At 66.6% G+C, this 25,829-nt stretch carries 25 protein-coding genes; 14 read left to right on the top strand and 11 right to left on the bottom strand.

Features of this window, described 5'->3' with window-relative positions; all coding sequences use genetic code 11:
* From HPC46_RS05920 to fadD1, 6 genes are read left to right on the top strand one after another with little or no spacing between them, the layout of a single operon-like run.
* Window positions 1–1,107, top strand: a complete 1,107-nt coding sequence (locus HPC46_RS05920) for an acyl-CoA dehydrogenase family protein (RefSeq protein ID WP_179467761.1) — start codon at window positions 1–3, stop codon at window positions 1,105–1,107.
* On the top strand, window positions 1,104–1,601 hold the full coding sequence (locus tag HPC46_RS05915) for a MaoC family dehydratase (protein ID WP_179467759.1): 498 nt from the start codon (window positions 1,104–1,106) through the stop codon (window positions 1,599–1,601). The genes HPC46_RS05920 and HPC46_RS05915 overlap by 4 nt, the downstream gene beginning before the upstream one ends.
* Window positions 1,598–2,035 carry a MaoC family dehydratase gene (locus HPC46_RS05910; RefSeq protein WP_179467757.1) on the top strand — a complete coding sequence of 146 codons (438 nt, stop codon included), beginning with the start codon at window positions 1,598–1,600 and terminating at the stop codon, window positions 2,033–2,035. The genes HPC46_RS05915 and HPC46_RS05910 overlap by 4 nt, the downstream gene beginning before the upstream one ends.
* On the top strand, window positions 2,032–3,234 hold the full coding sequence (locus HPC46_RS05905) for a thiolase family protein (RefSeq protein ID WP_179467864.1): 1,203 nt from the start codon (window positions 2,032–2,034) through the stop codon (window positions 3,232–3,234). The genes HPC46_RS05910 and HPC46_RS05905 overlap by 4 nt, the downstream gene beginning before the upstream one ends.
* Window positions 3,234–3,647: a Zn-ribbon domain-containing OB-fold protein gene (locus HPC46_RS05900; protein WP_179467755.1), complete on the top strand. Its 414-nt coding sequence runs from the start codon at window positions 3,234–3,236 to the stop codon at window positions 3,645–3,647. Before HPC46_RS05905 ends, HPC46_RS05900 begins: the two co-directional genes overlap by 1 nt.
* Window positions 3,644–5,251, top strand: a complete 1,608-nt coding sequence (gene fadD1, locus HPC46_RS05895; protein WP_179467753.1) for a fatty-acid--CoA ligase FadD1 — start codon at window positions 3,644–3,646, stop codon at window positions 5,249–5,251. The genes HPC46_RS05900 and fadD1 overlap by 4 nt, the downstream gene beginning before the upstream one ends.
* A 35-nt stretch (window positions 5,252–5,286) precedes the next feature.
* On the opposite strand, the gene HPC46_RS05890 is transcribed toward fadD1, so the two are convergent.
* The 4 genes from HPC46_RS05890 to sdhC are packed head-to-tail and all read right to left on the bottom strand — an operon-like array spanning window position 5,287 to window position 8,673.
* Entirely contained in the window at window positions 5,287–6,057 is a 771-nt protein-coding gene (locus tag HPC46_RS05890) for a succinate dehydrogenase iron-sulfur subunit (protein WP_179467751.1), read from the bottom strand.
* A gap of 2 nt (window positions 6,058–6,059) precedes the next feature.
* Complete coding sequence (sdhA, locus tag HPC46_RS05885; protein WP_179467749.1) at window positions 6,060–7,814, bottom strand: succinate dehydrogenase flavoprotein subunit; 1,755 nt, start codon at window positions 7,812–7,814, stop codon at window positions 6,060–6,062.
* 14 nt (window positions 7,815–7,828) lie between these two features.
* A complete protein-coding gene (locus tag HPC46_RS05880; protein ID WP_179467746.1) occupies window positions 7,829–8,290 on the bottom strand; it encodes a succinate dehydrogenase hydrophobic membrane anchor subunit in 462 nt (153 codons plus the stop codon).
* A complete protein-coding gene (sdhC, locus tag HPC46_RS05875) occupies window positions 8,287–8,673 on the bottom strand; it encodes a succinate dehydrogenase, cytochrome b556 subunit (RefSeq protein WP_179467744.1) in 387 nt (128 codons plus the stop codon). The genes HPC46_RS05880 and sdhC overlap by 4 nt, the downstream gene beginning before the upstream one ends.
* 179 nt (window positions 8,674–8,852) lie before the next feature.
* On the opposite strand from sdhC, the gene HPC46_RS05870 reads away from it, so the two are divergent.
* From HPC46_RS05870 to HPC46_RS05855, 4 genes are all read left to right on the top strand, one after another.
* On the top strand, window positions 8,853–9,266 hold the full coding sequence (locus HPC46_RS05870) for a cytidine deaminase (RefSeq protein WP_179467742.1): 414 nt from the start codon (window positions 8,853–8,855) through the stop codon (window positions 9,264–9,266).
* Window positions 9,263–10,564 carry a thymidine phosphorylase gene (locus HPC46_RS05865; RefSeq protein ID WP_179467741.1) on the top strand — a complete coding sequence of 434 codons (1,302 nt, stop codon included), beginning with the start codon at window positions 9,263–9,265 and terminating at the stop codon, window positions 10,562–10,564. The genes HPC46_RS05870 and HPC46_RS05865 overlap by 4 nt, the downstream gene beginning before the upstream one ends.
* On the top strand, window positions 10,564–11,652 hold the full coding sequence (locus HPC46_RS05860; RefSeq protein WP_179467739.1) for an adenosine deaminase: 1,089 nt from the start codon (window positions 10,564–10,566) through the stop codon (window positions 11,650–11,652). The genes HPC46_RS05865 and HPC46_RS05860 overlap by 1 nt, the downstream gene beginning before the upstream one ends.
* Before the next feature lie 182 nt (window positions 11,653–11,834).
* Entirely contained in the window at window positions 11,835–15,014 is a 3,180-nt protein-coding gene (locus HPC46_RS05855) for an MMPL/RND family transporter (RefSeq protein ID WP_179467736.1), read from the top strand.
* On the opposite strand, the gene HPC46_RS05850 is transcribed toward HPC46_RS05855, so the two are convergent.
* The 3 genes from HPC46_RS05850 to HPC46_RS05840 form a co-directional block, all read right to left on the bottom strand.
* Window positions 14,986–16,011 carry a Gfo/Idh/MocA family oxidoreductase gene (locus HPC46_RS05850; protein ID WP_179467734.1) on the bottom strand — a complete coding sequence of 342 codons (1,026 nt, stop codon included), beginning with the start codon at window positions 16,009–16,011 and terminating at the stop codon, window positions 14,986–14,988. The genes HPC46_RS05855 and HPC46_RS05850 overlap by 29 nt on opposite strands.
* On the bottom strand, window positions 16,008–16,853 hold the full coding sequence (locus HPC46_RS05845; RefSeq protein ID WP_179467732.1) for a phytanoyl-CoA dioxygenase family protein: 846 nt from the start codon (window positions 16,851–16,853) through the stop codon (window positions 16,008–16,010). Before HPC46_RS05845 ends, HPC46_RS05850 begins: the two co-directional genes overlap by 4 nt.
* A 71-nt stretch (window positions 16,854–16,924) precedes the next feature.
* Window positions 16,925–17,524 (bottom strand): class I SAM-dependent methyltransferase, encoded by a 600-nt coding sequence (locus HPC46_RS05840; RefSeq protein ID WP_179467730.1) that lies wholly within the window; start codon window positions 17,522–17,524, stop codon window positions 16,925–16,927.
* Window positions 17,525–17,832: 308 nt separating this feature from the next.
* On the opposite strand from HPC46_RS05840, the gene HPC46_RS05835 reads away from it, so the two are divergent.
* Window positions 17,833–19,317, top strand: a complete 1,485-nt coding sequence (locus HPC46_RS05835; RefSeq protein WP_179467728.1) for a PE-PPE domain-containing protein — start codon at window positions 17,833–17,835, stop codon at window positions 19,315–19,317.
* 4 nt (window positions 19,318–19,321) lie between these two features.
* Here the strand turns inward: HPC46_RS05835 and satS are convergent, their stop codons facing one another.
* Window positions 19,322–20,581 carry a protein export chaperone SatS gene (satS, locus tag HPC46_RS05830; protein ID WP_179467726.1) on the bottom strand — a complete coding sequence of 420 codons (1,260 nt, stop codon included), beginning with the start codon at window positions 20,579–20,581 and terminating at the stop codon, window positions 19,322–19,324.
* A gap of 44 nt (window positions 20,582–20,625) precedes the next feature.
* On the opposite strand from satS, the gene HPC46_RS05825 reads away from it, so the two are divergent.
* On the top strand, window positions 20,626–21,198 hold the full coding sequence (locus HPC46_RS05825; protein ID WP_179467724.1) for a YdcF family protein: 573 nt from the start codon (window positions 20,626–20,628) through the stop codon (window positions 21,196–21,198).
* A gap of 22 nt (window positions 21,199–21,220) precedes the next feature.
* Window positions 21,221–21,844 carry a uracil phosphoribosyltransferase gene (upp, locus tag HPC46_RS05820; protein ID WP_179467722.1) on the top strand — a complete coding sequence of 208 codons (624 nt, stop codon included), beginning with the start codon at window positions 21,221–21,223 and terminating at the stop codon, window positions 21,842–21,844.
* Here the strand turns inward: upp and HPC46_RS05815 are convergent, their stop codons facing one another.
* Both HPC46_RS05815 and HPC46_RS05810 read right to left on the bottom strand, forming a co-directional pair.
* On the bottom strand, window positions 21,845–23,437 hold the full coding sequence (locus HPC46_RS05815) for a phospho-sugar mutase (RefSeq protein WP_179467720.1): 1,593 nt from the start codon (window positions 23,435–23,437) through the stop codon (window positions 21,845–21,847).
* On the bottom strand, window positions 23,434–23,892 hold the full coding sequence (locus tag HPC46_RS05810; protein ID WP_179467718.1) for a MarR family winged helix-turn-helix transcriptional regulator: 459 nt from the start codon (window positions 23,890–23,892) through the stop codon (window positions 23,434–23,436). The genes HPC46_RS05815 and HPC46_RS05810 overlap by 4 nt, the downstream gene beginning before the upstream one ends.
* An 86-nt stretch (window positions 23,893–23,978) precedes the next feature.
* On the opposite strand from HPC46_RS05810, the gene HPC46_RS05805 reads away from it, so the two are divergent.
* Window positions 23,979–25,097, top strand: a complete 1,119-nt coding sequence (locus HPC46_RS05805; RefSeq protein ID WP_179467716.1) for an AbrB family protein — start codon at window positions 23,979–23,981, stop codon at window positions 25,095–25,097.
* Here HPC46_RS05805 and HPC46_RS05800 read toward each other — a convergent pair.
* Complete coding sequence (locus tag HPC46_RS05800) at window positions 25,016–25,801, bottom strand: purine-nucleoside phosphorylase (RefSeq protein WP_179467714.1); 786 nt, start codon at window positions 25,799–25,801, stop codon at window positions 25,016–25,018. The genes HPC46_RS05805 and HPC46_RS05800 overlap by 82 nt on opposite strands.
* Window positions 25,802–25,829 lie beyond the last annotated feature (28 nt).

The following is a 25,829-nucleotide window of genomic DNA, read 5'->3' as shown; positions in this document are numbered from 1 at the left end:
ATGAAACTCGTTGCTTCTCAAGATGATCGCGACCTGGCGGCTAGCCTTCGCGGACTACTCGGCGCGGGCCGGGCCGACCTGTGGAACGACCTCGCCGCGGCGGGTGTGATGGGACTGGGCCTGCCGGAATGCCACGGCGGAGCCGGGGGGACGTTGTCGGATCTTGGGATCTTCGCCCGCGAGGCCGGCCGGGCGCTCGGCCCGGTGCGGGTGCACAGCACCGTCATCGCCGGGTACGCGCTCTACGTCCTCGGCAGTGAAAAGTCATGGGCCAGATGGCTGCCCGATCTCACCGCCGGCCGGATCGCTGGTACCACCGCACTGTGGAACCCCAACGACGCATCCGACGTCACCGCCACCATGCGCGCCGACCAGGCCAAGGACGGCAGCTGGCGACTCACCGGCACCGCTGATTTCGTCACCGACGCCGACACCGCAGACATGGTCGTCGTGACCGGGTTCGACAAGTCCGGCAACACGGTGGCCTTCGTCGTCGGGTTGCGCAACGAAGGTGTGACGATGCGGCCCCTGGCGCTGATGGGCGGCCATCACGCCTCGGTGGTGCGTTTTGACGACGTGCCGGTCGACGAGGTGCTGGGCGACGGGGTCTTTTGCGGCCGCGACGAGCTGCGCCGGGTGGCCAACGCCGCGATGGCGTTGGCCTCGCTTGACCTCGTCGGTGTCGGGGAGGCGGTGCTCGAACGCACCGTGCGCTACACCACGATGCGCCACCAGTTCGGCCGGCCGATCGCCTCGTTCCAGGCCGCCCAGCACATCGTGGCCGATATGCACATCGCTCTCACAGCGGCCCGGCTTGCCGCCCAGTCCGCGGTGCACGCGATCGACCGGGGCCGCACCGCCATCCGCGAAACCGCCATCGCCAGAATCCAATCCGCCACCGCGGCCAAGTGGGCCACCCTCGATGCCCATCAACTGCACGGCGGTATGGGCTACGTCGTCGAGACCGATCTGTACCTGTGGTCGGAACGGGCCAGGGTGCTCTCCACGCTGGGCGGCGGGGCCGACATCGCCGCCGGCTGGCTCGACGACGACCAGATCAGTCGCACGGCGGTCGCCGATCGGTTGCGGCGCAAGGACGGCCAGTGACGGGCAGCCTCATCGACCCGGAGACGGCTGCGCGGGTGGGCACGGTCGCCGCCACCGCCACCGGCGAGGTGATCCGCCGGGACTGGCAGCGCTGGGCTGCCGCCGTCGGCGACGAGAACCCGTTGTGGTTCGACCCGGACTATGCGCGCGCCAACGGTTATCGGGACGTCATCTGCCCGCCGCTGTACCTGCAATACGCAATCCTCGGTGTCAGCCCGCTGTCGGGGCTGCGTCCCGACGGCTCGTCCGGCGCGGTCTCGGGGAGTCTCGCGTTTCCGAAGGCGCCGCGGCGGATGGCCGGCGGCGAAAGCACCACGTTCCATCTGCCTGCCTACCATCGCGACGAGATCGAGATGGTGCGCACCATCGAGTCCGTCGTTGAAAAAGAAGGTCGATCAGGGCGATTCGTTCTCGTCACCTGGCACACCGTTTATCGCAACCAGCATGACGAACTCCTCGCCGAAGCTTCCACATCGATGATTGCCCGGCCATGACCCAGCTGTTCTACGACGACGTCATGGTCGGGGACGAGCTTCCCGGGCTGACCGTCACCGTCGACGAGACGCAGATGTTCTTCTTCAGCGCGGCCACCTACAACGGTCACCGCATCCACTACGACAAGGACTACGCCCGCGGCGACGAGGGCTACGACGACATCCTGGTACAGGGTCCGCTGCAGGCCGCGCTACTGGCCCGGGCGATCACCGACTGGATCGGCGGCCGCGGCCGGCTCGTCGACTATTCGGTGCAGAACCGTGGGGTGGCGTTTCCCGGCCAGCCGCTGACCTTCGGCGGCACCGTCACCGGTAAGCGGGTGCAAGCGGGCCGAGGTCTGGTCGACTTGGACATCGCCGGCCGGCGGGAGTCCGACATCCTGATGCCCGGTACTGCGACGGTGGAACTGCCGCTCCGGCAGGGGGATTCCTGATGCGGTTGGCCGGTGAAGCGGCGATCGTCGGGATCGCCGAGCTACCCGCCGAACGCAAACCCACGGGTCCCGAACTGTTCACCCTTGACCAGTACGCGGCGCTGGCCAAGCTGGTGCTCGACGACGCGGGGCTCGATGCGGGTGTGGTCAATGGCTTGATCTCGCATGGGCTGGCCGAATCCGACATGTTTGTCCCGGCAACACTGTCCGAATATCTAGGACTGCCCATCGATTTCGGTGAGCGGGTCGACCTCGGCGGGGCGACCTCGGCGGCGATGGTGTGGCGGGGCGCCGTGGCGGTCGAGCTCGGGCTCTGCGACGCGATCCTGGCTGTGTTGCCCGGATCGCGGGCCCTGCCGCGGTCGACGCGCCGGGCAGCGTTGGCCCCGGGCTGGTTTGGGGCGTCGAGCAACAACTACGGCTCCCCGCAGGCCGAGTTCGAGATCCCGTACGGCAACGTCGGGCAGAACGCTCCCTTCGCCCAGATCGCCCAACGCTACGGCGCCCAGTACGGCTACGACCCGTCGGCGCTGGCGAAGATCGCGGTCGACCAGCGCACCAACGCCTGCGCGCATCCCGGTGCGGTGTTCCACGGAAAGCCCCTCACCGAGGCCGACGTGCTGGGAAGCCCGATGATCGCCGACCCCATCCACATGCTCGAGACCGTCATGCCGGTCCACGGTGGCACCGGCGTCCTGATCGCCAACGCTGACCTGGCGCGCAAGGCGCGCCATCGGCCGGTGTGGATCAAGGGTTTCGGTGAGCACATCTCGTTCAAGACCACGACCTACGCCAAGGACCCGATGATCACCCCGATCGCGCGCTCGGCACAGCGGGCCTTCGCAATGGCAGGGCTCACGCCCGCCGACGTCGACATCGCCTCGGTCTACGACTGCTACACCATCACGGTGCTGATGACGCTGGAGGACGCCGGCTTCTGTCCGAAGGGGCAGGGCATGGCATGGATCAAGAACCGGGACCTGACGTTCCGCGGCGACTTCCCGCTCAACACCGCGGGCGGCCAGCTGTCCTACGGGCAGGCCGGGATGTCGGGGGGAATGCACCACGTCGTCGACGCGGCCCGCCAGTTGATGGGCCGGTCCGCGGCGGCCCAGGTGCCCGAGGCCAACACCGCGTTCGTCGCCGGCACCGGAGGCATCATGAGTGAGCAGGTGGCGCTCGTGCTGGGAGGCGACTGATGGCCGAGCCGATGCCGGTGCCCGAACCCACCCCGGTGTCTCAGCCATTCTGGGATGCGTTGGCCCAGCACCGAATTCTGATCCAGTACTCCCCGTCGGCGGGTGGCTATGTTTTCTATCCACGCACGCTGGCCCCGGGAACACTGGCCGATGACCTGGAGTGGCGCGAGATCGACGGTGCCGCAACGTTGTACACCTATACGGTCGCGCGCCGCCCGACCGGTCCGCCGTGGGCAGACGCCGTGCCGCAGTTGCCTGCGGTGGTGCAGTGGGATGTCGGTCCTCGCTTCTCCACCGAGTTGGTGGACGTCGACCCCGCTGATGTGCGGATCGGGATGCGGGTCACACCGGTGTTTCACGACCTGCCCGACGCCGGCATGACTCTGCTGCGCTACCGACCGGCCGGCACATGATCGACACCGTCCAGAAGCTGTTGCGGACCCGGTGCAACGACGACACCGTCGCGGTGATCTCGGCCGAGCTCAGCTGGACATGGCGTGAGTACCTGGCCGCTGCGACTGCCGAGGCGTCGGCCTTACTGGCCATGGCCGATCCCGAGCGTCCGCTGCATATCGGTGCGCTGCTGACCAATTCACCGGCCTACGTGCGGTCGATGGCCGCTGCCGCGCTCGGCGGCTATGTGCTGTGCGGTATCAACACCACGCGCCGCGGTGAGGGGCTGGTCTCCGATATCCGTCGCTCGGACTGTCAGCTGCTGCTGGTCGACGACGACCACGCTGAGCTGCTCGAAGGACTGGACCTCTCCGGCGTCATCGTGCTGAACGTAACAGGCGTGCGCTACGCCGACGCCGTTGCCTCCGCGGAACCGCTTGTCCCGCATGAGGTTTTCGGTACCGACCCGTTCATGATGATCTTCACCTCCGGCACCAGCGGCAACCCCAAGGCCGTGCCGTTCGCCCACGCGATGAGCGTGATGTGCGGCCTGAGCCTGGTCGCGCAGTTGGAGATCACTGCAGACGACGTCTGCTATCTCGCGATGCCGCTGTTCCACTCCAACGGTGTGGCCGTGGGCTTTTCGGTGGCGATCACCGCCGGGGCGGCGATGGTGCCGGTGAAGTTCTCGGTGTCGCGGCTGCTGGACGACCTGCGCGGCTACGGCGTCACGTTCATGAACTACGTCGGCAAACCGCTGGCGTTGGTACTGGCCACCCCCGAACAGCCCGACGACGCCGACAACCCGCTGCGCATCATGTACGGCAACGAGGCCACCGACCGCGACATCGCCGAATTCTCTCGCCGATTCGGCTGCCGCGTGATCGACGGCTTCGGGTCCAGCGAGTTCGCGGTGGTCGTGGTCCGCGAGGAGGGCACACCGCAGGGTTCGATTGGCAAAGGCTGGGGCGGTGTGGCGATTTACCACCCTGACACGGTAACCAAATGTGCGACAGCGGTGTTCGACGACAACGGGGTACTGCTCAACGCCGACGAGGCCATCGGGGAACTGGTGAACGTCGCGGGCTCGGGCCCGTTCACCGGCTACTACAACGACCCGGAAGCCACTGCGGAGCGGCTCCGCCACGGCATGTACTGGACGGGTGACCTCGCCTACAGCGATGCCGATGGCTGGATCTACCTGGCCGGCCGCACATCGGACTGGATGCGGGTCGACGGTGAGAACATGGCTGCGGCTCCGATCGAGCGGATCCTGCTGCGGCTACCGCAACTCAACCAGGTCGCCGTGTACGCGGTGCCCGACGACAAAGTGGGCGATCAGGTGATGGCGGCAATCGTTCTGCGCCAAGGTGAGTCGCTGATGCCCGCGCAGTTCGAAGAATTCCTGGCCGCGCAGGCCGACCTGTCGCCGAAGGCCTGGCCCCGGTTCGTCCGCATCAACGACGACCTGCCGCAGACCGCCACCAACAAGGTCCTCAAGCGCGAACTGAGTGCGGCCGGGGTGACCGCGGGCGACGGCGTGCTGTGGGAGCGGGACGCGCGCGGGACCAGCTACCGCCAGTTAGCCCCGCGAGCAGACGCGAAACCCCCCAAATTGGGCTAATTTTGCGGGGTTTCACGTCTGCTCGGCAAGAAAAGTCAGCGCGCGAACATGAGCGCGCGCTTGACCTCCTGAATCGCCTTGGTGACCTCGATGCCGCGCGGGCAGGCGTCCGTGCAGTTGAACGTCGTGCGACAGCGCCACACCCCGTCGACCTCGTTGAGGATGTCGAGCCGCTCGGCGGCCCCCTCGTCGCGGCTGTCGAAGATGAACCGGTGCGCGTTGACGATCGCGGCAGGCCCGAAGTACGACCCCTCGCTCCAGTACACCGGGCAGCTGGTCGTGCAGCAGGCGCACAGGATGCACTTGGTGGTGTCGTCGTAGCGGGCCCGGTCGGTCGGGCTCTGGATGCGCTCCCGGGTGGGCGGGTTGCCCGACGTCATCAGGTACGGCTTGACCGCACGGTAGGCGTCGAAGAAGGGCTCCATGTTGACCACCAGGTCCTTCTCAACGGCCAGGCCCTTGATCGGCTCGATGGTGATGGTCAGCGGTTTGTCTTTCTTCGGTAGCAGATCGCGCATCAGCACCTTGCACGCGAGCCGGTTCACCCCGTTGATCCGCATCGCGTCCGAGCCGCACACGCCGTGTGCGCACGAGCGGCGGAAGGTCAGCGTGCCGTCCAGGTAGCTCTTCACGTAGATCAGCAGGTTCAACAATCGATCCGAAGGCAGGCACGGCACCCGGAAGCTCTGGTAACCGGCGGCGTCGGGATCCTCGGGGTTGAACCGCGCGATCTTCAGTGTCACCATCACCGCCCCGTCCGGGATCGGCGGCAACGCGGGTTCCTTCACCTCGGGCGCGATCGTCATCGTCAGTACTTCCGTTCCATCGGCTCATACCGCGTCTGCACCACCGGCTTGTAGTCCAGCCGGATGTCGCTGAGTAGCTCGGCACCGTCCTTGTACGCCATGGTGTGGCGCATGTAATTGGTGTCGTCGCGATTGGGGTAGTCCTCGCGGGCATGTCCGCCGCGAGACTCTTTGCGGTTCAACGCTCCGACGACGGTGACCTCGGCCAGCTCCAGCAGGAAGCCCAGCTCGATCGCCTCGAGCAGGTCGCTGTTGTAGCGCTTTCCCTTGTCATGCACCGAAATCCGGGCGTAGCGCTCCTTCAACGCGTGGATATCGGTCAACGCCTGCTTCAACGTCTCCTCGGTGCGGAACACCGCGGCGTTGTTGTCCATGGACTGCTGGAGCTCGCCGCGGATGTCGGCGACGCGCTCGTTGCCGTGCTCGGAGAGGATGTCGGCCACCCACTTGACCACCATGGTCGCCGGCTGATCGGGCAGGTCGACGAAGTCGTGGCCGAGCGCGTAGTTGGCCGCGGAAATGCCTGCACGGCGGCCGAACACGTTGATGTCCAGCAGCGAGTTGGTGCCCAGCCGGTTGGCGCCGTGCACCGACACGCACGCGCACTCACCCGCGGCGTACAGGCCGGGAACCGTTGTGGTGTTGTTGCGCAACACCTGTCCGGTGATGGTGGTCGGGATGCCGCCCATCACGTAGTGGCACGTCGGGTAGACCGGCACCAATTCCTTGACCGGATCCACACCCAGGTAGGTGCGTGCGAATTCGGTGATATCGGGCAGCTTGGCCTCGAGCACCTCCTCGCCGAGGTGTCGCACGTCGATGTAGACGTAGTCCTTGTGTGGACCGGCGCCGCGGCCTTCGAGAACTTCCAGCACCATCGAGCGGGCGACGATATCGCGTGGGGCCAGGTCGACGATCGTGGGGGCGTAGCGCTCCATGAATCGCTCACCCTCGCCGTTGAGCAGCCGGCCGCCCTCACCGCGGACGGCCTCGGAGATGAGGATGCCCAGTCCCGCCAGACCCGTTGGGTGGAACTGATGAAACTCCATGTCCTCCAGGGGAAGTCCCTTGCGGAAGACGATGCCCAGCCCGTCACCGGTCAGGGTGTGCGCATTCGAGGTGGTCTTGTACATCCGGCCCGAGCCACCGGTGGCGAAGACGATGGCCTTGGCGTGGAAGATGTGGATGTCACCGGTCGCCAGCTCGTAGGCGATGACGCCGGTGGCCACCGGACCGCTGGGCGTCTCGGTCAAACACAGGTCCAACGCGTAGAACTCGTTGAAGAACTGCACGTCATGCTTGACGCAGTTCTGGTACAGCGTCTGCAGGATCATGTGTCCGGTGCGGTCGGCGGCATAGCAGGCGCGTCGCACCGGTGCCTTGCCGTGGTCGCGGGTGTGCCCGCCGAACCGGCGCTGGTCGATGCGGCCCTCGGGGGTGCGGTTGAAGGGCATCCCCATCTTCTCGAGGTCGAGCACCGCGTCGATGGCTTCCTTGCACATGATCTCGACGGCGTCCTGGTCGGCGAGGTAGTCGCCGCCCTTGACGGTGTCGAAGGTGTGCCACTCCCAGTTGTCCTCTTCGACATTGGCCAGTGCCGCGCACATGCCGCCCTGGGCGGCACCGGTGTGCGAGCGGGTCGGGTACAGCTTGGTCAGCACCGCGGTTCGCGCCCGCGGGCCTGCCTCGACGGCGGCGCGCATGCCGGCTCCGCCTGCGCCGACGATGACCACGTCGTAGCGGTGTTCGGTAATCATTTTCGCCTCAGGAACTAGGAGATGTTCGGATCGAAGGTCAGCAGCACGTAGGTACCCACCACCAGCACGATGAGCATCGAAACCACCAGCAGTGAGTTCAGCCAGAACTTGGTGGAGTCCTTGCGGGCGTAATCGCCGATGATCGTGCGGATCCCGTTGCCGCCGTGCAGCTGTGCCAGCCACAGCAGCAACAGGTCCCAGGTCTGCCAGAACGGCGAGGCCCAGCGCTGCGCCACATAGTTGAAGTCGATGCGGTAGACGCCGCCGTCCCACATCAGCCCGATGAACAGGTGCCCGAGCGCCAGGAAGATCAGGATGACGCCGGAGAAGCGCATGAACAGCCAGGCGTACTTCTCGAAGTTGGGCATCCCGCCGCGTCGGCGCGGGGTGCGCGGATTGTCCAGACCGGCCGGCCGGTCGTGGCTGCGCTCCAGGATCGGTGCCGGCGGTCCCAGCCGGCTCTCCGGCGCGCTCACAAGAACCGCTCCGCCATGTGCATGCCGATGATCACCAGCGACGGCACCATCACCAGCAGCCAGACCCCCGCGACCGCCCACAACATCTGGCGTTGATAACGCGGTCCCTTCCACCAGAAGTCGATGAGAATGATCCGCACACCGTTGAGTGCGTGGTAGAGCAGCGCGGCCACCAGCCCGATCTCCATCAGGCCGACGATCGGCGTCTTGTAGGTCTCGACCACCTCGTTGTAGGCCTGCGGGCTGACCCGAACCAAAGCCGTGTCGAGCACGTGGACGAAGAGGAAGAAGAAGATCGTCGCGCCGGTGATGCGGTGCAACACCCACGACCACATGCCGGGGTCGCCGCGGTAGAGAGTGCGCCGTCGCCGGACTGTACTCATCAGCGCCTCCAACGCCATCGTTGCTTTTTGGTGGACTCTAACTCCGTTTGTGGGGTCGAAAGAACTACCGTGCAGAGATGAGAGGCGGCTGCGCGGCCGAATTGGCCGGGTACCCGCCGAAACGCAACTCCGGCGAGGCGGTTGGTGAATGCATTCAGTACGGGTGTGGTGAGCGACACATGACCACGAGAATCGACTGGAAATCATTGCGGGCCAAGGCTATTGAGGTAGCCGCGCAGGCGTATGCGCCCTACTCGCGGTTCCCGGTCGGGGCCGCGGCACTGGTCGATGACGGCCGGGTCGTCATCGGATGCAATGTGGAGAATGTCTCATATGGCCTAGGTCTCTGTGCCGAGTGCGCGGTGGTCTGCGCACTGGTTTCCGGCGGCGGCGGCCGCCTGCTCGCGGTGGCCGTGGTGGATGCCACCGGCGCGACGCTGATGCCCTGCGGGCGCTGTCGTCAGTTGCTTCTCGAACACGGCGGGCCGGGCCTGCTCGTCGACCACGCGCACGGGCCGCGGCCGTTGGCAGAGCTGCTGCCCGACGCTTTCGGTCCCGACGATCTGGCCCGAGTGGAACAGGAAAAGCCGTGACGCAGTTCACATTCGACGCTCCCACGATCATCAGGGCCAAGCGCGACGGCTTCCGGCTGTCCGACGAGGCCATCGACTGGGTGATCGACGCCTACACCTACGGGCGGGTGGCTGACGAGCAGATGTCGGCGCTGCTGATGGCGATCTTCCTGCGCGGGATGGACCGCGGTGAGATCTCCCGGTGGACCACGGCGATGATCGCCTCAGGCGAGCGCCTGGACTTCAGCGATCTGCGCCGCGACGGGCGTCCGCTGCGGACGGTGGACAAGCACTCGACCGGCGGTGTTGGCGACAAGATCACCATTCCGCTGGTTGCTGTCGTCGCGGCGTGTGGTGCGACGGTTCCGCAGGCTGCGGGCCGCGGTCTCGGCCACACCGGCGGCACCCTGGACAAGCTGGAGTCGATTCCCGGGTTCACCGCTGAGATCACCAAAGCCCAAGTGCGCCAGCAGCTATCGGAGATCGGTGCGGCGATCTTCGCCGCCGGTGAGCTGGCTCCCGCCGACCGCAAGATCTATGCGCTACGTGACGTCACGGGCACGGTGGAGTCCCTGCCCTTGATTGCCAGCTCGGTGATGAGCAAAAAGCTGGCCGAGGGTGCCGACGCCCTGGTGCTCGATGTGAAGGTCGGTCGGGGGGCGTTCCTGAAGACCGAGGCCGAATCGCGGGAGCTGGCCGCCACCATGGTGGAGCTGGGCCTGGCGCAGGGCATACCGACCCGGGCGGTGCTGACCGACATGGACATCCCGCTGGGCCGTACGGTCGGCAACGCCCTGGAGGTCGTCGAGTCACTCGAGGTGCTCGCCGGTGGCGGGCCTGAGGATGTCGTGGAGCTGACGGTCGCCTTGGCGGCGGAGATGCTGGATCTCGCCGGGATCGACGATCGCGATCCGGCGCAGACCTTGCGCGACGGCACCGCGATGGACAGTTTCCGCGCCCTGGTGAGTGCGCAGGGCGGTGATGTTCACGCGCAGCTTCCGATCGGTGTCCATTCCGAGACCGTGCTGGCGCCGCGAGGCGGCACAATGGGGGACATCGATGCGATGGCGATGGGGCTGACGGTATGGCGGCTCGGCGCTGGCCGGGCCACCCCGGGCGAACGTGTGCAATCCGGCGCCGGCGTTCGCATCCATCGCCGCCCCGGTGAACCGGTTTCTGCTGGTGAGCCGCTATTCACCCTCTACACCGACACCCGGGAGCGGATTCCGGCCGCCATGGGCGAACTCGAGGGTTCCTGGTCCGTCGTCGACGCTGCGCTTCCGCCGGCACGACCGCTGATCATCGATCGGATCGCCTGATGTCCACACCGCTGACGCTCGACATGATCGGCCAGGCCCCCAAAGCGCTGCTGCACGACCATCTCGACGGTGGGCTGCGGCCGGCCACCGTACTGGAGATCGCCGGGCAGATCGGCTACGACGGGCTGCCGGCCACCGACGAGGCCACGCTGGCCACGTGGTTTCGCACCGCCGCGCACAGCGGATCGCTGGTGCGTTACCTCGAACCGTTCGCCCACACCGTCGCGGTCATGCAGACGCCTCAGTCGCTCCACCGGGTGGCCTTCGAATGCGTCGAGGACCTGGCCGCCGACAACGTGGTGTACGCCGAGGTGCGGTTCGCCCCCGAACTGCACATCGACGGCGGCCTGTCCCTCGACGAGGTGGTCGACGCGGTGCTGGCCGGTTTCGCCGACGGCGAGAAGGCCGCGGCGGCTGCCGGGCGTCCCATCGTCGTGCGCTGCCTGGTTACCGCCATGCGGCATGCGGCTCGATCTCGGGAGATCGCCGAGCTGGCGATCCGGTTCCGGGACAAGGGAGTTGTCGGATTCGACATTGCCGGCGCCGAAGCCGGCTACCCGCCCACCCGTCACCTCGACGCGTTCGAATACATGCGAACCAACAACGCGCGGTTCACGATTCACGCAGGTGAGGCGTTCGGTCTGCCGTCCATTCACGAGGCCCTTGCGTTCTGCGGAGCCGATCGCCTCGGCCACGGCGTGCGCATCGTCGACGACATCAAGCTGCAGCCGGACGGGTCGATCCGGCTGGGACCGCTGGCGGCAATCCTGCGCGACAAGCGCATTCCACTCGAGCTGTGCCCGAGCTCCAATGTGCAGACCGGTGCCGTGGACAGCATCGCCAGCCATCCCTTCGACCTGCTCGCCCGGCTGCGCTTTCGGGTCACCGTCAACACCGACAACCGTCTGATGAGCGACACCACGATGAGCCAGGAGATGCTGCGGCTGGTCGAGGCGTTCGGCTACGGGTGGAGTGACCTGGAGCGCTTCACCATCAACGCGATGAAGTCGGCGTTCATCCACTTCGACGAGCGGCTGACCATCATCGACGAGGTCATCAAGCCCCGCTATGCCGTGCTGGTCGGCTGAGTGCTACGGCCCATGAATTTGGTGGGCTCGCGTTGTTTGCTCCAGCGTGGCATGCAGGTCTCCGCGGCACGCGGGGTAGCCCAATTCGGCGTACGATCCGATTCGCGGGCCACGTCTCGCCACGAATTGTGTCGCCACCTCGTGATACATGTCCGGGTGTTGGCGCGATGTAACTTGGTGTGATGTCCAAGCGCGCCGTTTTCAGGGGCGTGTCACCACATAAGCTCCTCACGGGCTTGGGTCGGGTGATCGTTCGCCACCCCCTGCTCGTGATCGCTGCTTGGCTTGTGCTGGCCGGAGCGCTGATGGTCTTCATCACTCCGTTGTCGGTCGTCGCCGCCCGCCAGACTCCGGATCTGCTTCCCAAGGACGCTCCTGTCCTGATTGTCGGCAAGCAAATGCAGGAGGCGTTCAAGGAGGCCGACGCGGGCAACTTCGCGGCCGTCATCCTCAGCAACGACGGCGGGCTCACGCCGGCCGATGAGGCCACCTACCGCAATGTCGTCGACAAACTGCGGGCCGACACCAAGAACGTCACGTCGATCCAGGATTTCGTGCACATCCCCGAGCTCCGCGACGTGATGACCAGCAAGGACCAAAAGGCCTGGAGCCTGCCGGTCAGTATGGCCGGGACCATGGGCACCCCGGAAGGTCAGGAGTCCTTCCGCAACGTCCTCAAGACCGTCCAGGACGCGGCTAAAGGTTCGTCGCTGCAGGTCAACGTGGTCGGTGGCGGCGCGACTTTCGAAGACATGAACCAGATCGGTGCGCGGGATCAGCACATGATCGAGGCCGCCACCGTGTTGCTGGTGTTCTCGATACTCCTGCTGGTGTACCGCAGCATCGTTGCGATGCTCATGCCGCTGGTGACGATCGGCATCTCGTTTTTGGTGGCGCAACAGCTGGTAGCCGGTCTCGGAGAGCTGGGCTTGGGGCTGGGCCCGCAGACGATGATGCTGATGGTCGGCATGATCATGGGCGCCGGTGTCGACTACGGCGTATTCCTGTACAGCCGCTTTCAGGAGCTGATCAAGTCCGGCATGGCCTCCGACGATGCTCTGATCGAGGCACTGCGCTCCATCGGTGAGGTGATCGCCGGCTCGGCGGGCACCGTCGCCATTACCTTCCTCGGCATTTCGTTCACGAAGCTGGCCATCTTCTCCACCGTGGGACCGGCCCTCGCGGTGACCGTCACCGTCGGCTTCCTGTCGTCGATCACGCTGCTGCCGGCCCTGATCGTGCTCGCTGCCCGGCGCAACTGGATCAAGCCGCGGCGTGATCTGACCGGACGTTTCTGGCGGCGATCCGGCGTCCACATCGTCCGTCGGCCCGTCATCTATCTGGTGACCAGCCTCGTCATCCTGGGCGCGCTCGCTGCCTGCGCGTTGCTGACCAAGTTCAATTACGACGACCGCAAGAACCTGCCCCAGGATTCGGCGAGCAACCGCGCCTACGAGGTGATGGACAAGCACTTCCCGATCAGCAGCACGCTGCAGCAGTTCCTGTTCATCCAATCGCCCAATGACTTGCGCACGCCGAAGGCGCTGGCCGATATGGAGCAGATGGCGGCGCGAATTGCCCAGCTGCCGAACATCGACATGGTCCGCGGTATCACCAGGCCCACCGGAGAAGTGCTCGAGCAGGCCAAGACCAGCTACCAGGCCGGCGAAGTCGGCAGCAAGCTCGGCGACGCATCCAACTTGATCCGCACCAACGACGACAGCCTCACCTTGTTGACCGGGGGTGCGGGGAAGATGGCCGACGTCCTGGGGCAGATCCGCGCCCAGGTGGTGGGATCGATCGCCAGCGTCCGTGGATTGACCAGCGCGCTCGACGCGATGTCGCAGAAGTTCGGTGGGTCCAAGACGCTGGATCAGATCGACAAGACGGCCACCCTGGTGACCAACATGCGGACCCTGGGCGACTCGTTGGGGGTCACCATCCTGCGCGTGACGAGCATCAGCGATTGGGCCACCCCGATGGTTCTCGCGCTGAACGTCAGTCCACAGTGCGACGCGGACCCGGCCTGCGTGGCCTCGCGGTCGGACCTGCAGAAGATCGTCGACGTCAGTAATACCGAGGCCGTGCACTCCATCGAGGCGTTTGCCCGCGAGCTGTCGGCGACCGAGGGGTCGCAGAAACTCGACGAGTCGGTCCGGGCGTTGAGTCAGAACGTTCAGAAGGCCACGGCGGCCGCTCGAGCGCTCGGGGTGGGACAACTGGGCGGTGTGGAACAACGGCTCAACGAAGCGGTCCAGGGTGCCAACCAGCTCGCCGACGGGAGCCGTCAACTCGCGCTGGGCGTTCAGACTCTCGTCGACCAGACCAGGAATCTCGGGCAAGGCCTGGATCAGGCATCGTCGTTCCTCTTGGCGATGAAACGGGAGGCAGCCGACCCACCGATGTCGGGTTTCTACATACCGCCGCAAGTCCTGACGATGGACGAGTTCAAGAAGGCCGCCAAACTGTTCGTCTCCGAGGATGGGCACTCCGCGCGATACCTCGTCCAGACCGCGCTCAATCCGTTCAGTACCGAGGCGATGGATCAGGTCCAGACGATCGTCGACACCGCGAATGCCGCACGGCCCAACACCCAGCTGGAGGGTGCCGAGATCTCGATGGTCGGCTTCTCGTCGATCAACGCGAACATCCGCGACTTCTACAACGCCGACGTCCGCTACATGATGATCATGACGTTGGTCGTGGTGTTCCTGATCCTGATCATGCTCTTGCGTGCGCTCGTCGCGCCGCTGTATCTGGTGATTTCCGTTGTCATCTCGTACGCGTCCGCACTCGGTATCGGTGTCGTGCTGTTCCAATTCATTCTCGGCCAAGAGATGTCGTGGGGGGTGCCGGGACTGTCGTTCATGGTGCTCGTCGCGGTCGGTGCCGACTACAACCTGTTGCTGATTTCCCGGATTCGCGATGAGGCGAAATATGGTGTGCGGTCGGCAGTTATCCGCACGATCGGCGCAACGGGTGGCGTGGTGACCTCGGCGGGCCTGATCTTCGCAGCATCGATGCTCGCTCTCACCGTCAGCAGCGTGCTGACCGCTGTGCAACTCGGCTTTGTCATCGGCGTAGGCCTGCTCCTCGACACCTTCCTGGTGCGGACCATCATGGTGCCGGCGGTATGCGTACTGATGGGCGACGCCAACTGGTGGCCGTCGAAGCCGCCGCGAGTGAAGATCGAGGCCGCGAAGAAGTTGGCCGCCGCGGCCGCCGCGGCGGCCACTGTATCCGCTTCTGCCGTAGCGGTTCTCGACGACGGACCGGTCGAAGAACTGCCCGAAGACGTCGTGGACTTCGACGAGATCGACGAGGACGAGCCTCCTACCGACCTCCACCTCGAAGCCGAATAGCGGCCGCCGGCAGCCACGGAATCCCGCGGGCGGCGAAGCTGACCAGGTTGTCGGAGACCGCGTCCTCGAGTCGGTAGCGGGTGTTCACCGGATCGCCGGTGTCCCACAGCGAGGCGATCACCTGGCTCAGCCCGTCGATGCGCAGCAAGTTGAACTCGGAGTCGTCCTCGAGCCCCATGGCGCTCACCGCCGCGTGATGCGGAAGGTCGATCTTCATCGGCGTTGCGAGCCCGTCGATCCCGAACCCGACCAGGCCGCCCGCGTCCTCCAGGCGAACAAGCGTGGCGCCCTTGGTATTCGGTATTTCGTGGCCCATCGGGTGTCCGGACAGGACCGCGGTGCTGCCGGTGACGGTGAACGATCCCTCGCCCTGCCGGTAGGGTTCACGCACCTCGCCGCTCTTCCCGCCCCGGAAACGGTATTCGATGTTCACCCCGCCGGACACCCGATGACTGCGGGCCGAAGTCGGCGGCAGCAGTCCCAGCCACGATCTCACCAGCGCCAACGCGTGGTAGCGATATCCCATCTCGGACATCGAGATTCGGCTGACCTCGCCAAGTGCGCCGACCCGGATGGCGTCGCCGACCAAGCGGTACTGCGGCATGTTCATCCAGTCTTCGCCGACCCGGATCTTCGACCACTTCCGGAATACGGACAGTCGGGCAAGATCGTCGAGGCGACCGATCCCGGGGGTGTCGATCACCAACGAGGCGCCGGGAGCCAAGTGGGCGATCGACTGCAACACAGCCAGGTTGTTGGTCACGGTTACCGACACCAGCGCGAGGTCGATGTCGCCGGGGCGCAAGGTCCGAGGATCCTTGATCGCCTCCACGCCCCATCGCTGCCCGGCCCGGCGCGCGTTGTCGTATGTCCGAGAATGGATTCCGACGACCTCGATGCGGGAATCCAGCAGGTTCAACGCCGGAAGGAAGGCGTTGCGGACTCGGTATCCGGAGCCGACGACAAGCGCCCGCAGCCGGTTACGGGGTTGTGTCACACAACGCCCGCGGCGGCCAGCACCCGGAAACCGACGGTCTGGGCGCGGATGTAGGTCGCCTGCGCCCGCGACAGCTCGTTGCGCGTCGTCGGCGGCAGCGGAGTGCCGGCCGGAATCTCACCCCGATCGTGCAGTGGGGTGGTGGTGCCCACCCGGCTTTCGTCGATGAGGGCAAGCAGGGCCGGATCGGTCAGGTGTGCCTTGGCGTCGGTGAACTCCTGCAGCCCGATGCGGTCGTTGGGCAGGCCGGCCGGCTGGAACGACACCTTCAGGACGCGGCGGCGCAGCGCACCGCGGTTCGGTGACGCGCGGTGGAAGTAGGAGCGATTCCACATCGCGGCCGTGCCGACCGGGCCGACCAGTTGAACCGCGTCGCCGCCGGGGCGCATTCCCTTGTTGGGGCGGTGTGGGTAGAACTCGAAGGCGCCATCGCCCTCGCCGACCGGCGACAGCAGGATGAAGATGCTGATGAACGACGGGAAATCGACGGTGTAGGCGCCGATCGTCTCGGTGTCGCGATGCCAGCCCAGCGGCTTGTCGCGGTGAATGTGCGGCCGGCCCTGATTGGCGGCGATCTCGTAGCTGTGGCAGTGGTACAGCAGCGCAGAGGGGTGAATGCCGGCGATGACCTGACGGACGGGCGCACTGAACAGTTCGGCGAAGATGCCGGTCTCGGCCAGCGCGTCGGCACTCGCGTACGACCGTCGCTCACCGTCGGTCCCAGCGAAGATGGGATCGAGTCGACGATTCCAGTCTTCGACCATGTCGACCGGCCAGAGCCCGGTCAAATCGGCGATGCCCTGGTTTGCCAGCAGATCTGTCAGGGTCAGTGTCGATGTCACCACTAATACCTCCTAAGCGATCCCACGCTACAGGCTATCGGCGCTGGCTGCGAGGGCCGGAAGTCCCGCGATCACTTGGCGAAGACGAACAGCCGGTGCTGATACCCGTCGACGTTTGCCCAGTTCTCTTCGTGCAGGCTTTCGTAGCCCCGATCCCGGAAGAGCGTCCGAATTTCTTCCTCGAGGTAGTTGTTCAGCCAGCCCCGGCTGATCCGATCGACGGCCCCGAGCTTGGTGCGCCGGAACTGATCGTTGGTGTCCGGGCAGCCGTAAGAGATGACGCAGCGCGGGACGTATGCCGACAGCCAGTCGAGCACCCCCGGCACGTCGCGAAGGTATTCCAGGACTCCCATGATCACCGCGACGTCATAGGTGTCCTTGCCCAGGTTGGGCAGCGGGGGCTCGTTGAGATCGCAGACAATCGTGCCCGGACCGCGGTCGACGAGATCGGACGGGGTGTAGGTACACGACGGGTCGAGGTGCTTCTCCAGGGTTCGGGTGCCCGCACCGAACTCGATCACCCGGCTGCCTGCCGGAATCAGCTCGGCGGCCCGCTGCGTGCGCGGCTCCCACTCCGAGTACAGATTCCGGGTATCGGCCCAGCGCTTGGTGTCCGTCTTGCGGCGTAGTGCGGCGATTATCCCCAACTTCGGGATATGGACTCGGCTCACGGGTTAGAAGGTTAGCACCCCGGCGGCTTCGGTTTGCGGGCGCGAGGCTCCAGCCGACAAAGTCCAGTCGACCCGCGCCGGGCGATGGTGCCGCGGGTTTGCCGGCGACCCCGTCGTCCCGAGCTGCAAGCTGCGGCGATGCGGCAATCACGTGGTAGCGGGCCGGGGCCGTATCGCAGCGGTCGCACGCCATCTTTCGGCGGGGCTCTCAGTCCGGGCTTTGCTGATACAGTATTTCAGGCCTAGTCGGGGGCGGGTGCGCCGGTTCGTCGTGCTCGGTGTTGGCGGGATAAGGGGAGTGGCCCGATATGCGCCTGGCAGCTCGCAGCACGGCAGTGGCGATCGCCGGACTGGCGGCGTTCCTGTCCTTCGTCCTACTGACGACCACCTCGGCTGCGCTCAAGCTTCTACTCGCCGGCACAACGGTGCTCGTGATGGGCGGCACGGGTCATTCGCTGTCTCCTGCCGAGGACACCGACGAGTTCGTCCAGAGCTACCTGGCCAGTGCGGTCGGCAATTACGTCGACCCCGCGTCGACCCTGGGTACCGGCGTCCCGTCGGGTCCCTACAACACGGTTGCCGTGATCACCCCCGAACAGTCCGCGCCGAACAACGGCACGCTGACCTTCGATCAGTCTGTCGCGCTGGGCCGGCAGAACCTGGACAACTGCATCAAGGCCACCTCGTGCAGTTACAACGATCAGGTGGGATCGGTCGCACCGACTCCCGGCGACACCTTCGTCGTCTACGGCTTCTCCCAGAGCTCGACGGTCGCCACACTCGAAAAGCGGGCATTGGCAGCCGAATACGCACCGGGAGAGGGCCCGGACGTCAGCTTCGTGCTGATCGCCAACGGCAATCGCCCCAACGGCGGATTCCTCGCCCGCGGGCCCGAAGGCGTCACCATCCCATTGGGTCTGCCCTTCGGCGGGTCGACGTTCAACGGATCCACCCCGACCGACACGCAGTACGACACCGTCGACATCGCCGCGCAGTACGACGGCTGGTCGGACTTCCCGGTGAATCCGCTGAACCTGCTGGCCGTGATGAACGCGATGATGGGCGTCGACTACCTGCATCTCGGCGGCACGTACGACGACACCACGCTCACCGATCCCGGCGTCATCGATCAGGGCCAGTACGGCGACACGCACTACTACTTGATCTCGACGCCGGTGCTGCCGCTGCTGATGCCGCTGAACAACCTCGGGCCGCTCGGCCATGCGCTGGCCGATACCCTGGACGCCCCGTTGCGGGTGATCGTCGAATCGGCCTACGACCGCACGACCAGCCCGGGCGTTCCGACGTCGTGGAACGTCCTGTACTTCCCCAACCCGGCCACGTTCGCCACCAACCTGGCCATCTCGATTCCGACCGGCCTGGACAACGGCATCCAGGACCTGTTCGGCGTCCGCCCGTTCCGGACGACGCGCCCCGGGCCCTACGGGGTCGGCGGTCCCGACGTCACCTACACCGAGTCCGACACCACCGACTCGACGAGCACGGCGGCGGCGACGGACACCACGGCCGCGGCCAAGACGCCGTCGACTGACACGGCGTCGACCGAGACCACGTCGACGGTGAAGAAGTCGACCGGTGGCTTCAAGCCGCATGTGTCTCTCGCGACGCCGACGACCACCGCGACGAAGACCGCTGCGGCGGCCGCCACCGCGAAGAACGACACCAAAAGCACCAGTGACTCGTCGAAGTCGTCGACGTCCGCGACGTCGAAGCACAACAACGGCGTCGGCGGCTCCAAGCGGGCGAAGGCCAGCGCCGGCGCGAGCTCCTAAGACGTCACTCGCGGCGTAGCCGCGACTCCACGAAGCGCTCGATCTCTTCCCACTCCTTCACCGCGGCCGCGTAGGGCCCGGCGGGACGGGAGTGCTCCTCGGGATCGAGCACGTGATCGACCAGCTTGCCCAGCGCCCGATCCTGCGCCAAAAGCTTGTCTACCACGTCCTCCTCGGAGTACTCGCCGACGTCCCGGACGAACTCGATGGCCAGCTCCAGCTGGTCGCGGTCGATCGCGTCGGGCCCGTCGGAGATGTCATCGGACAGACCGGTGAGCATGTAGATGTTTTCCTCGGTGACGTCGACCCGCAGCGAGCCGTCAGTGGCCGCGGTGTGAATGTCGTCGTATGTGCTCAGATCGGCCAGATCATGGTCGCGCTGGTCGGCCAGTGAGCGGGCCAGCGAGCGCTCCGACCCGAACACGCTGATCCTGCCGTTGCGGCCCAGGAAGATCGGGCGATCGTCGAAGTAGCAGCGCAGCGTGTACACCGTGCCCGATCCGAGCGTGATGCGCACCGGGTCGATGCCGACCTCGGTCCAGAAGTCGGCGTCGCTGCCGAGCACCACGCGGTCCTGCGGCGCCGGGTCGGCGGGCGCCTCCTCGGGGCGGTCCTCGTCGTCGCCTTCGGAGTCGGCCGTCTCTTCGGGCTCTTCGGGTTCCTCGTACGGCTGCTCGAGCTCGTCTGCCGCCGTCTTGGCGGCCCGCCCGTCGACCTCGGGGATGGAGATGACCTCGTCGATCGCGGACAGCACGCCGTCCCACCCGCGGCCGACGATCTCGCCGACGACGCTCCAGCGCTTGAGGCCCGCCTTGCCACTGAACTGTTCGAAGCCGCCGGAGAGCAGGCCCAGGTTGGGATTGCCGTTGAAGAAGCGCGTCACTGCGGGCAACTCGCACACCGAACCGATCGAGGAGACGATGGCCATGGTGTTGGCCAGCGCGGTCACCGACTCTTCGGTGGGCTTGTCCGACAGCAGCTCCTCGACGGAGATCAAGTCGACCTCGCGGTCTGCCTTGGGCTCCAGCTTGTGGGCGTTGGCCTTGGTCAGGTCCTGCCATGCCGGATGATCAGCCAGGTCGTTGTCGGTATCGGTACGCACGAACGCGGCCAGGTCCGCCACCGATTCGAAGGCGAACAGGTCCTCGTCCTTGCCGAGGAACGCCTCCCACTCGTCGCCGCCGTCGCGCCAGCGGGGCGCCCACAACGTGTACAGGTCACCTGCGGTCACGCCGATGCGGACCGGAACGAGCTCAGCAGCCATGCCGCACAGCCTAACGACGCTCGCTGGCCGGTAGCCTGCCCCCCGTGGGGACATGGGGTCGCGCGGTCGCGATCGTGGCGGCGATATGCGTGGGGACCGGTGGTGTCCTGGGGTTGGCCGGGTACGTCCTGTTCAATCGCCCGCAGGTGGACCCTCTGACCAAAGCCGACGCGATCATCGTGCTCGGAGGTGAGAACGACGGCCGGCTGCAGTATGGCCTGAGCTTGGCCGAGCAGGGCTACGCCGACACGGTCATTTTGTCCGACTCGTACTTCGACTCCGAGGTGGATTCCGCGGACTACGCTCGTGCCTGCGCGTCCGGGACCGCGACCGTCACCGTCCTCTGCTTCCGGGCGTCGCCGTACACCACTCGCGGCGAGGCGATGTATCTGGCACGACTTGCCAAGCAACACAACTGGACTCATGTGATCGTGGTGTCCTGGAACTACCACATGTTTCGGGCGCGCTACATTTTCCACCAGTGCTTCAGCGGCACCGTCACGATGCGGCCGGTACCGCGCACCTACGACTTCACCGTTGTGCGGTGGGCCAAGGAGTATGCCTACCAGTACACCGCGCTGGTCAAGGCCGCCGTGCTCGGCTGCGACAAACCCTGAAACCTCACTACAGTCTCTGCGCATGGATGTGCGTGTGATCGACCACCCGCTGGTCAAGGTCCGGCTGACCACCCTGCGCGACGAGCGCACCGACAACGCCGCCTTCCGCTGCGCCCTGCACGAACTGACCCACATGCTCGTCTACGAGGCCACGCGTGATTTGCGGTGCGACGACGTCGCCATTCACACCCCGATGGCAGGCACCACCGGCTCACGGCTGGCCGCCCCGCCGCTGTTGGTGCCGGTGCTGCGGGCCGGGCTCGGGATGGTCGACCGGGCGAGCGCGCTGATCCCCGAGGCGCAGGTCGGTTTCGTCGGTGTGGCTCGCAACGAGACCACTCATCAGCCGACGCCCTATCTGGAGTCACTGCCCGACGACTTGAGCGACCAGCCGGTCATGGTGCTCGACCCGATGCTGGCCACCGGCGGCTCGATGGTCTACACGATCGGGCTGCTGCACGACCGTGGCGCGCGCGATATCACCGTGGTGTGCGTGGTGTGCGCACCGGAAGGTATTGCCGCTCTTGAGCAAGTCGCACCCAACGCCCGCCTGTTCACCGCCACCATCGACGACGGCCTCAACGAGATCGCCTATATCGTCCCCGGTCTCGGTGACGCGGGTGACCGCCAGTTCGGACCGCGCTGACTACCAGTTACGGACGGATTCCAGCAGCTGTTCCTGTACGGCGGCCGCACGCTCGCGCGCACCGACCAGATCTGTTCCGACAGTCTGGCCGACCTCGGTGTAACACTTGACTTTCGGCTCGGTACCGGAGGGCCGCACCACCACCCGCACCGACGTCTGCCGGTCACCGCCGGTGAGGAATACGGCGTCGGCCCGCATGCTGGCTGTCACCGCAAAGCCCGCCAGCTCGGTCGGTGGCGTGGTGTGCAGGCGGGCCATCATGGCCGCGGCTTCCGCGGGGCCGGCGACCCGCCGCGACACCGCGGCAGTGCTGTGCACGCCGTGTCGCAGGGCTAGTCGGTCGAGTGCTCCTGGGATTGAATCTCCCTGCGCAGCAAGGTGTGCCACCAGATCACAGACGACTATCGCGGCGCTGATGCCGTCCTTGTCGCGGACGGCTACCGGGTCGACGCAGTGCCCGATGGCTTCCTCGTAGGCGTACGCCAGACGGCAGCCGGGCACCTCGGCGTCGGCGCGGGCGAGCCATTTGAACCCCGTCAGGGTCTCGACATGCCGGGCACCGTAATTGGCGGCGATCTTGCCGAGTAGCTGAGAAGAGACGACACTGCTGGCCACCACGCTGGCGGCGGCCTGACCCTGGGGCATCCCCGACAGGATGTAATCGCCCAGCAGCCAACCTGTTTCGTCGCCCGAGAGCATCCGCCAGCCAACGGAAGTCGGGACGCCGACGGCGCACCGGTCGGCATCGGGATCCAGTGCGACCGCGACGTCGGCGCCGACCCGGCCGGCCAGCTCCAAGAGGGCGTCGGTGGCGCCGGGTTCCTCCGGATTGGGGAAGGGCACTGTCGGGAAGTCCGGATCGGGAGCGAATTGGCTTGTCACCGTGTGCACGTCGTCGAAGCCCGCTGCGCGCAGCGTGCGGACTGCGAGCGCACCGCCGACCCCGTGCATGGCCGTCAGTGCCACCCGCGGCGTTCGGTTGGCCGTCCGCCGTAACGCCGCCGTCCGCGCGACGTACGCGTCGACCAGCGTGTCGTCCAGGGGTGACACGGCTTGGCGGAGGATCTGGTCGGCGGGCGGTGCGCCGGCGATGGCGGCCTCGATCTCACGATCGGTCGGCGAGATGATCTGCAGTCCGCCCTCGAGATACACCTTGTAGCCGTTGTCGGCCGGCGGGTTGTGCGAGGCGGTGATCTGCACCCCGGCGGCGGCGCCGACGTGCCGGACGGCGAACGCGACGATCGGAGTCGGCGCTGGGTGTTCCCAGGAGATCACCGAAAAGCCCTGGGCCGCGAATACTTCGGCAGCCGCGTTCGCGAACCGCGCCGATCCGTGCCGGGCGTCGCGGCCCACTACGACGGTCGAGCCGGCAAGGCCGCGGCGTGTCAGCACCTGGCACAGCGCCCAGCTGACCCGCAGCACCACCGCGACGTTCATCGCGTCGGGTCCGCCGCGTACCGGTCCGCGCAGTCCGGCGGTTCCGAACGTCAGCGGACGGGCGAACCGGGCGGCGAGTTCGGCGGGAGCCAGGGCGGCCAGCTCGGCGGCCGTGACCGGATCCGGGTCGTGGGCGATCCAGTCCTCGGGGGTCACGGGACCGATTGTGCCCCGGGGTCGGCGTCGGCGAGCTTGCGCAGCACCGGCGCGGTCAGCATCAGCAGATTGACCTCCAGTTCGGAGAGGTGATCGCGCATGGATTCGTACAGCCAGGCGTCGCGTTGTGCACGGTCGCGCAGCAGTAACTCCAGCCCGTCACCGGTGAGCTCGACGAGTTGCCGGCGGCGGTCGGACTCGTCGGGCCGGCGGGACAGCAACCCGCGGGATTCGAGCTCGTTGATCGAGTCGGTCAGCGACTGGACCCGCACATGCAGCCGGGCGGCGATCTCTGCCGGTGTCGTCACCCCGGCCCGGCTCACGTCACCGAGGAGCTCGAGCTGGCTGAGTGTCAGCCCGTTGTCGGGGCGGTGCCTGCGAAGTTGCCGGGCCAGCGCCATCATGGCTTCCCGCAGCTCCGTGGCCGCGGCCGAGGGTGCGATGCTTACGGTCATATTCCAAGTTATACCTTGCTAATCAGTGAGATATATCGCGTGAAATGCGGCTATCAGCGAGAAAAAGCTAAGGATATACTTGCCATATGCTGCGTTGGGTTCTGTTGGTACTGGTGACCGTCGGGGTCACCGTGCCGCTGGACCGCCTCGGCGTCCCCTCGGCGGCCCTGTTCGCCGCCCTGCTGGTCGGCATCGTCCTGGCGATCGCCCGGCTTGCGCCGGCCGGAGTGCCGCGCGTCGGGGGTCTGGCGGCGCAGGGCGTGCTCGGTGTCTACATCGGCACCATGGTGCATTCCGACGCGTTGTCGTCCCTAGGCCCGCACTGGCCGGTGGTTCTCGGCGTCGGCGTGGCCACCCTGCTGCTGAGCATCGGCGCCGGCGCTCTGCTCGGACTGCACCGGGACGTCAGCCCGCTCACCGGCACGCTCGCACTGGTCGCGGGCGGGGCGTCCGGCCTGGTGGCCATCGCACGCGAACTCGGCGGTGACGATCGGGTCGTCGCCGTCGTCCAATACCTGCGGGTGGCCGTGATCACCGCGACGATGCCCGTGGTCGTCACCCTCGTCTACCACGCCGAACGGTCGTCACACGCGGCTGCGGCGGCGACCCAATCTCATTCCGCTCCTTGGTATCTGAGCGTGATGATGATCGTGGTGCTGGTTTTCGCCGGATCGGTCGTGGGCCGGCTGGCACGGCTGCCCGGCTCCGGTCTGCTCGGCCCGATGGCGTTGACGATCATCGTCGAGCTGAGTGGCTGGTCCTTCGGGCTGACGGTGCCTGCGCTGCTGGTGGCGGTCTCGTACATGCTGATCGGCTGGCAGGCCGGGGTGGCGTTCACCCGCGAGTCATTGCGGGCGATCGAGCGGATGCTGCCCGCCGCGCTGGGGCTGATCGTGCTGCTCAACGTCGCCACCGCCGGGCTCGGTGTGGCGCTGTCCAAGATTGCCGGCGTCAGCATGCTCGACGGGTATCTCGCGACCAGTCCCGGCGGGATCTACGCCGTGCTGGCCACCGCGGTGGAAACCGGCTCCAATGTCACGTTCATCATCGCCACGCAGGTGCTGCGGGTATTGCTGATGCTGTTCGCCGCGCCCCTGCTGGCCCGTGGCTTCGTGCGACTGACCTATAGGCGCGCCAAGACCGCTGCCAGCAACGACCCCATGGCCGTCGCCGACGCCCGGCCTGCTGCCAGAACTTCGTCGTGACTCAGCGGCTGGCCGGTCATCCCGGCGGCCAGATTCGTCACCAGTGAGAACGCCAGCACTTCGGCGCCGGCCGCCCGCGCGGCGATGGTCTCGTGGACGGTCGACATACCGACCAGGTCGGCGCCCAGCGTGCGGAGCATCCGGATCTCGGCGGGCGTCTCGTAGTGCGGACCCGGCATGCCCGCGTAGACGCCTTCGGTCAAGCTCGGGTCGACGGATCGGGCCAGCTCCCGAAGCCGAGGGGAGTACGCGTCGACCAGGTCGACGAACTGCGCCCCGACCAGTGGCGAGCGAGCGGTCAGGTTGAGGTGGTCGCTGATCAGCACCGGCTGGCCGACCTGGTATTCCGGTCGCAGGCCGCCTGCCGCGTTGGTCAGTACCACGACCCTCGCGCCGGCGGCCCGTGCGGTGCGGACCGGATGGACGACGGTCGGCAGTTCATGGCCTTCGTAGGCGTGGATGCGGCCCAGTAACACCAGCACGTTGTGCGAACCGAGCGGCACCGACAACACCCGGCCGCGGTGCCCGAGTGCCGACGGGGGAGTGAAGCCGGGGATCACCGACATCGGGATCTCGGCTGCCGGTGTCCCGAGCGCCGCAGCCGCCGGTGTCCAGCCCGATCCGAGGACGACGGCGATGTCGTGCCGCGCGACGCCGGTGCGTTCGGCGATGACCGATGCGGCGTGTTCGGCGTCAGGACTCACAGCCTGCGAGCCTAGCCCCGAATGCCAT

This window comes from Mycolicibacterium vinylchloridicum (assembly GCF_013404075.1).
GTDB classification, from domain to species: Bacteria; Actinomycetota; Actinomycetes; order Mycobacteriales; family Mycobacteriaceae; genus Mycobacterium; species Mycobacterium vinylchloridicum.
The sequence above is the reverse complement of the archived record's forward strand: the minus strand, read 5'-3'. Positions and strand labels throughout refer to the sequence as shown.

What these genes read in the sequence shown, in the direction of transcription:
- HPC46_RS05920 (WP_179467761.1), top strand. Translation starts at nt 1, where the DNA reads ATGAAACTCGTTGCTTCTCAAGATGATCGCGACCTGGCGGCTAGCCTT.
- HPC46_RS05910 (WP_179467757.1), top strand. Translation starts at nt 1,598, where the DNA reads ATGACCCAGCTGTTCTACGACGACGTCATGGTCGGGGACGAGCTTCCC.
- HPC46_RS05900 (WP_179467755.1), top strand. Translation starts at nt 3,234, where the DNA reads ATGGCCGAGCCGATGCCGGTGCCCGAACCCACCCCGGTGTCTCAGCCA.
- fadD1 (WP_179467753.1), top strand. Translation starts at nt 3,644, where the DNA reads ATGATCGACACCGTCCAGAAGCTGTTGCGGACCCGGTGCAACGACGAC.
- HPC46_RS05890 (WP_179467751.1), bottom strand. Translation starts at nt 6,057, where the DNA reads ATGACGATCGCGCCCGAGGTGAAGGAACCCGCGTTGCCGCCGATCCCG.
- sdhA (WP_179467749.1), bottom strand. Translation starts at nt 7,814, where the DNA reads ATGATTACCGAACACCGCTACGACGTGGTCATCGTCGGCGCAGGCGGA.
- sdhC (WP_179467744.1), bottom strand. Translation starts at nt 8,673, where the DNA reads ATGAGTACAGTCCGGCGACGGCGCACTCTCTACCGCGGCGACCCCGGC.
- HPC46_RS05870 (WP_179467742.1), top strand. Translation starts at nt 8,853, where the DNA reads ATGACCACGAGAATCGACTGGAAATCATTGCGGGCCAAGGCTATTGAG.
- HPC46_RS05860 (WP_179467739.1), top strand. Translation starts at nt 10,564, where the DNA reads ATGTCCACACCGCTGACGCTCGACATGATCGGCCAGGCCCCCAAAGCG.
- HPC46_RS05855 (WP_179467736.1), top strand. Translation starts at nt 11,835, where the DNA reads ATGTCCAAGCGCGCCGTTTTCAGGGGCGTGTCACCACATAAGCTCCTC.
- HPC46_RS05835 (WP_179467728.1), top strand. Translation starts at nt 17,833, where the DNA reads ATGCGCCTGGCAGCTCGCAGCACGGCAGTGGCGATCGCCGGACTGGCG.
- satS (WP_179467726.1), bottom strand. Translation starts at nt 20,581, where the DNA reads ATGGCTGCTGAGCTCGTTCCGGTCCGCATCGGCGTGACCGCAGGTGAC.
- upp (WP_179467722.1), top strand. Translation starts at nt 21,221, where the DNA reads ATGGATGTGCGTGTGATCGACCACCCGCTGGTCAAGGTCCGGCTGACC.
- HPC46_RS05810 (WP_179467718.1), bottom strand. Translation starts at nt 23,892, where the DNA reads ATGACCGTAAGCATCGCACCCTCGGCCGCGGCCACGGAGCTGCGGGAA.
- HPC46_RS05805 (WP_179467716.1), top strand. Translation starts at nt 23,979, where the DNA reads ATGCTGCGTTGGGTTCTGTTGGTACTGGTGACCGTCGGGGTCACCGTG.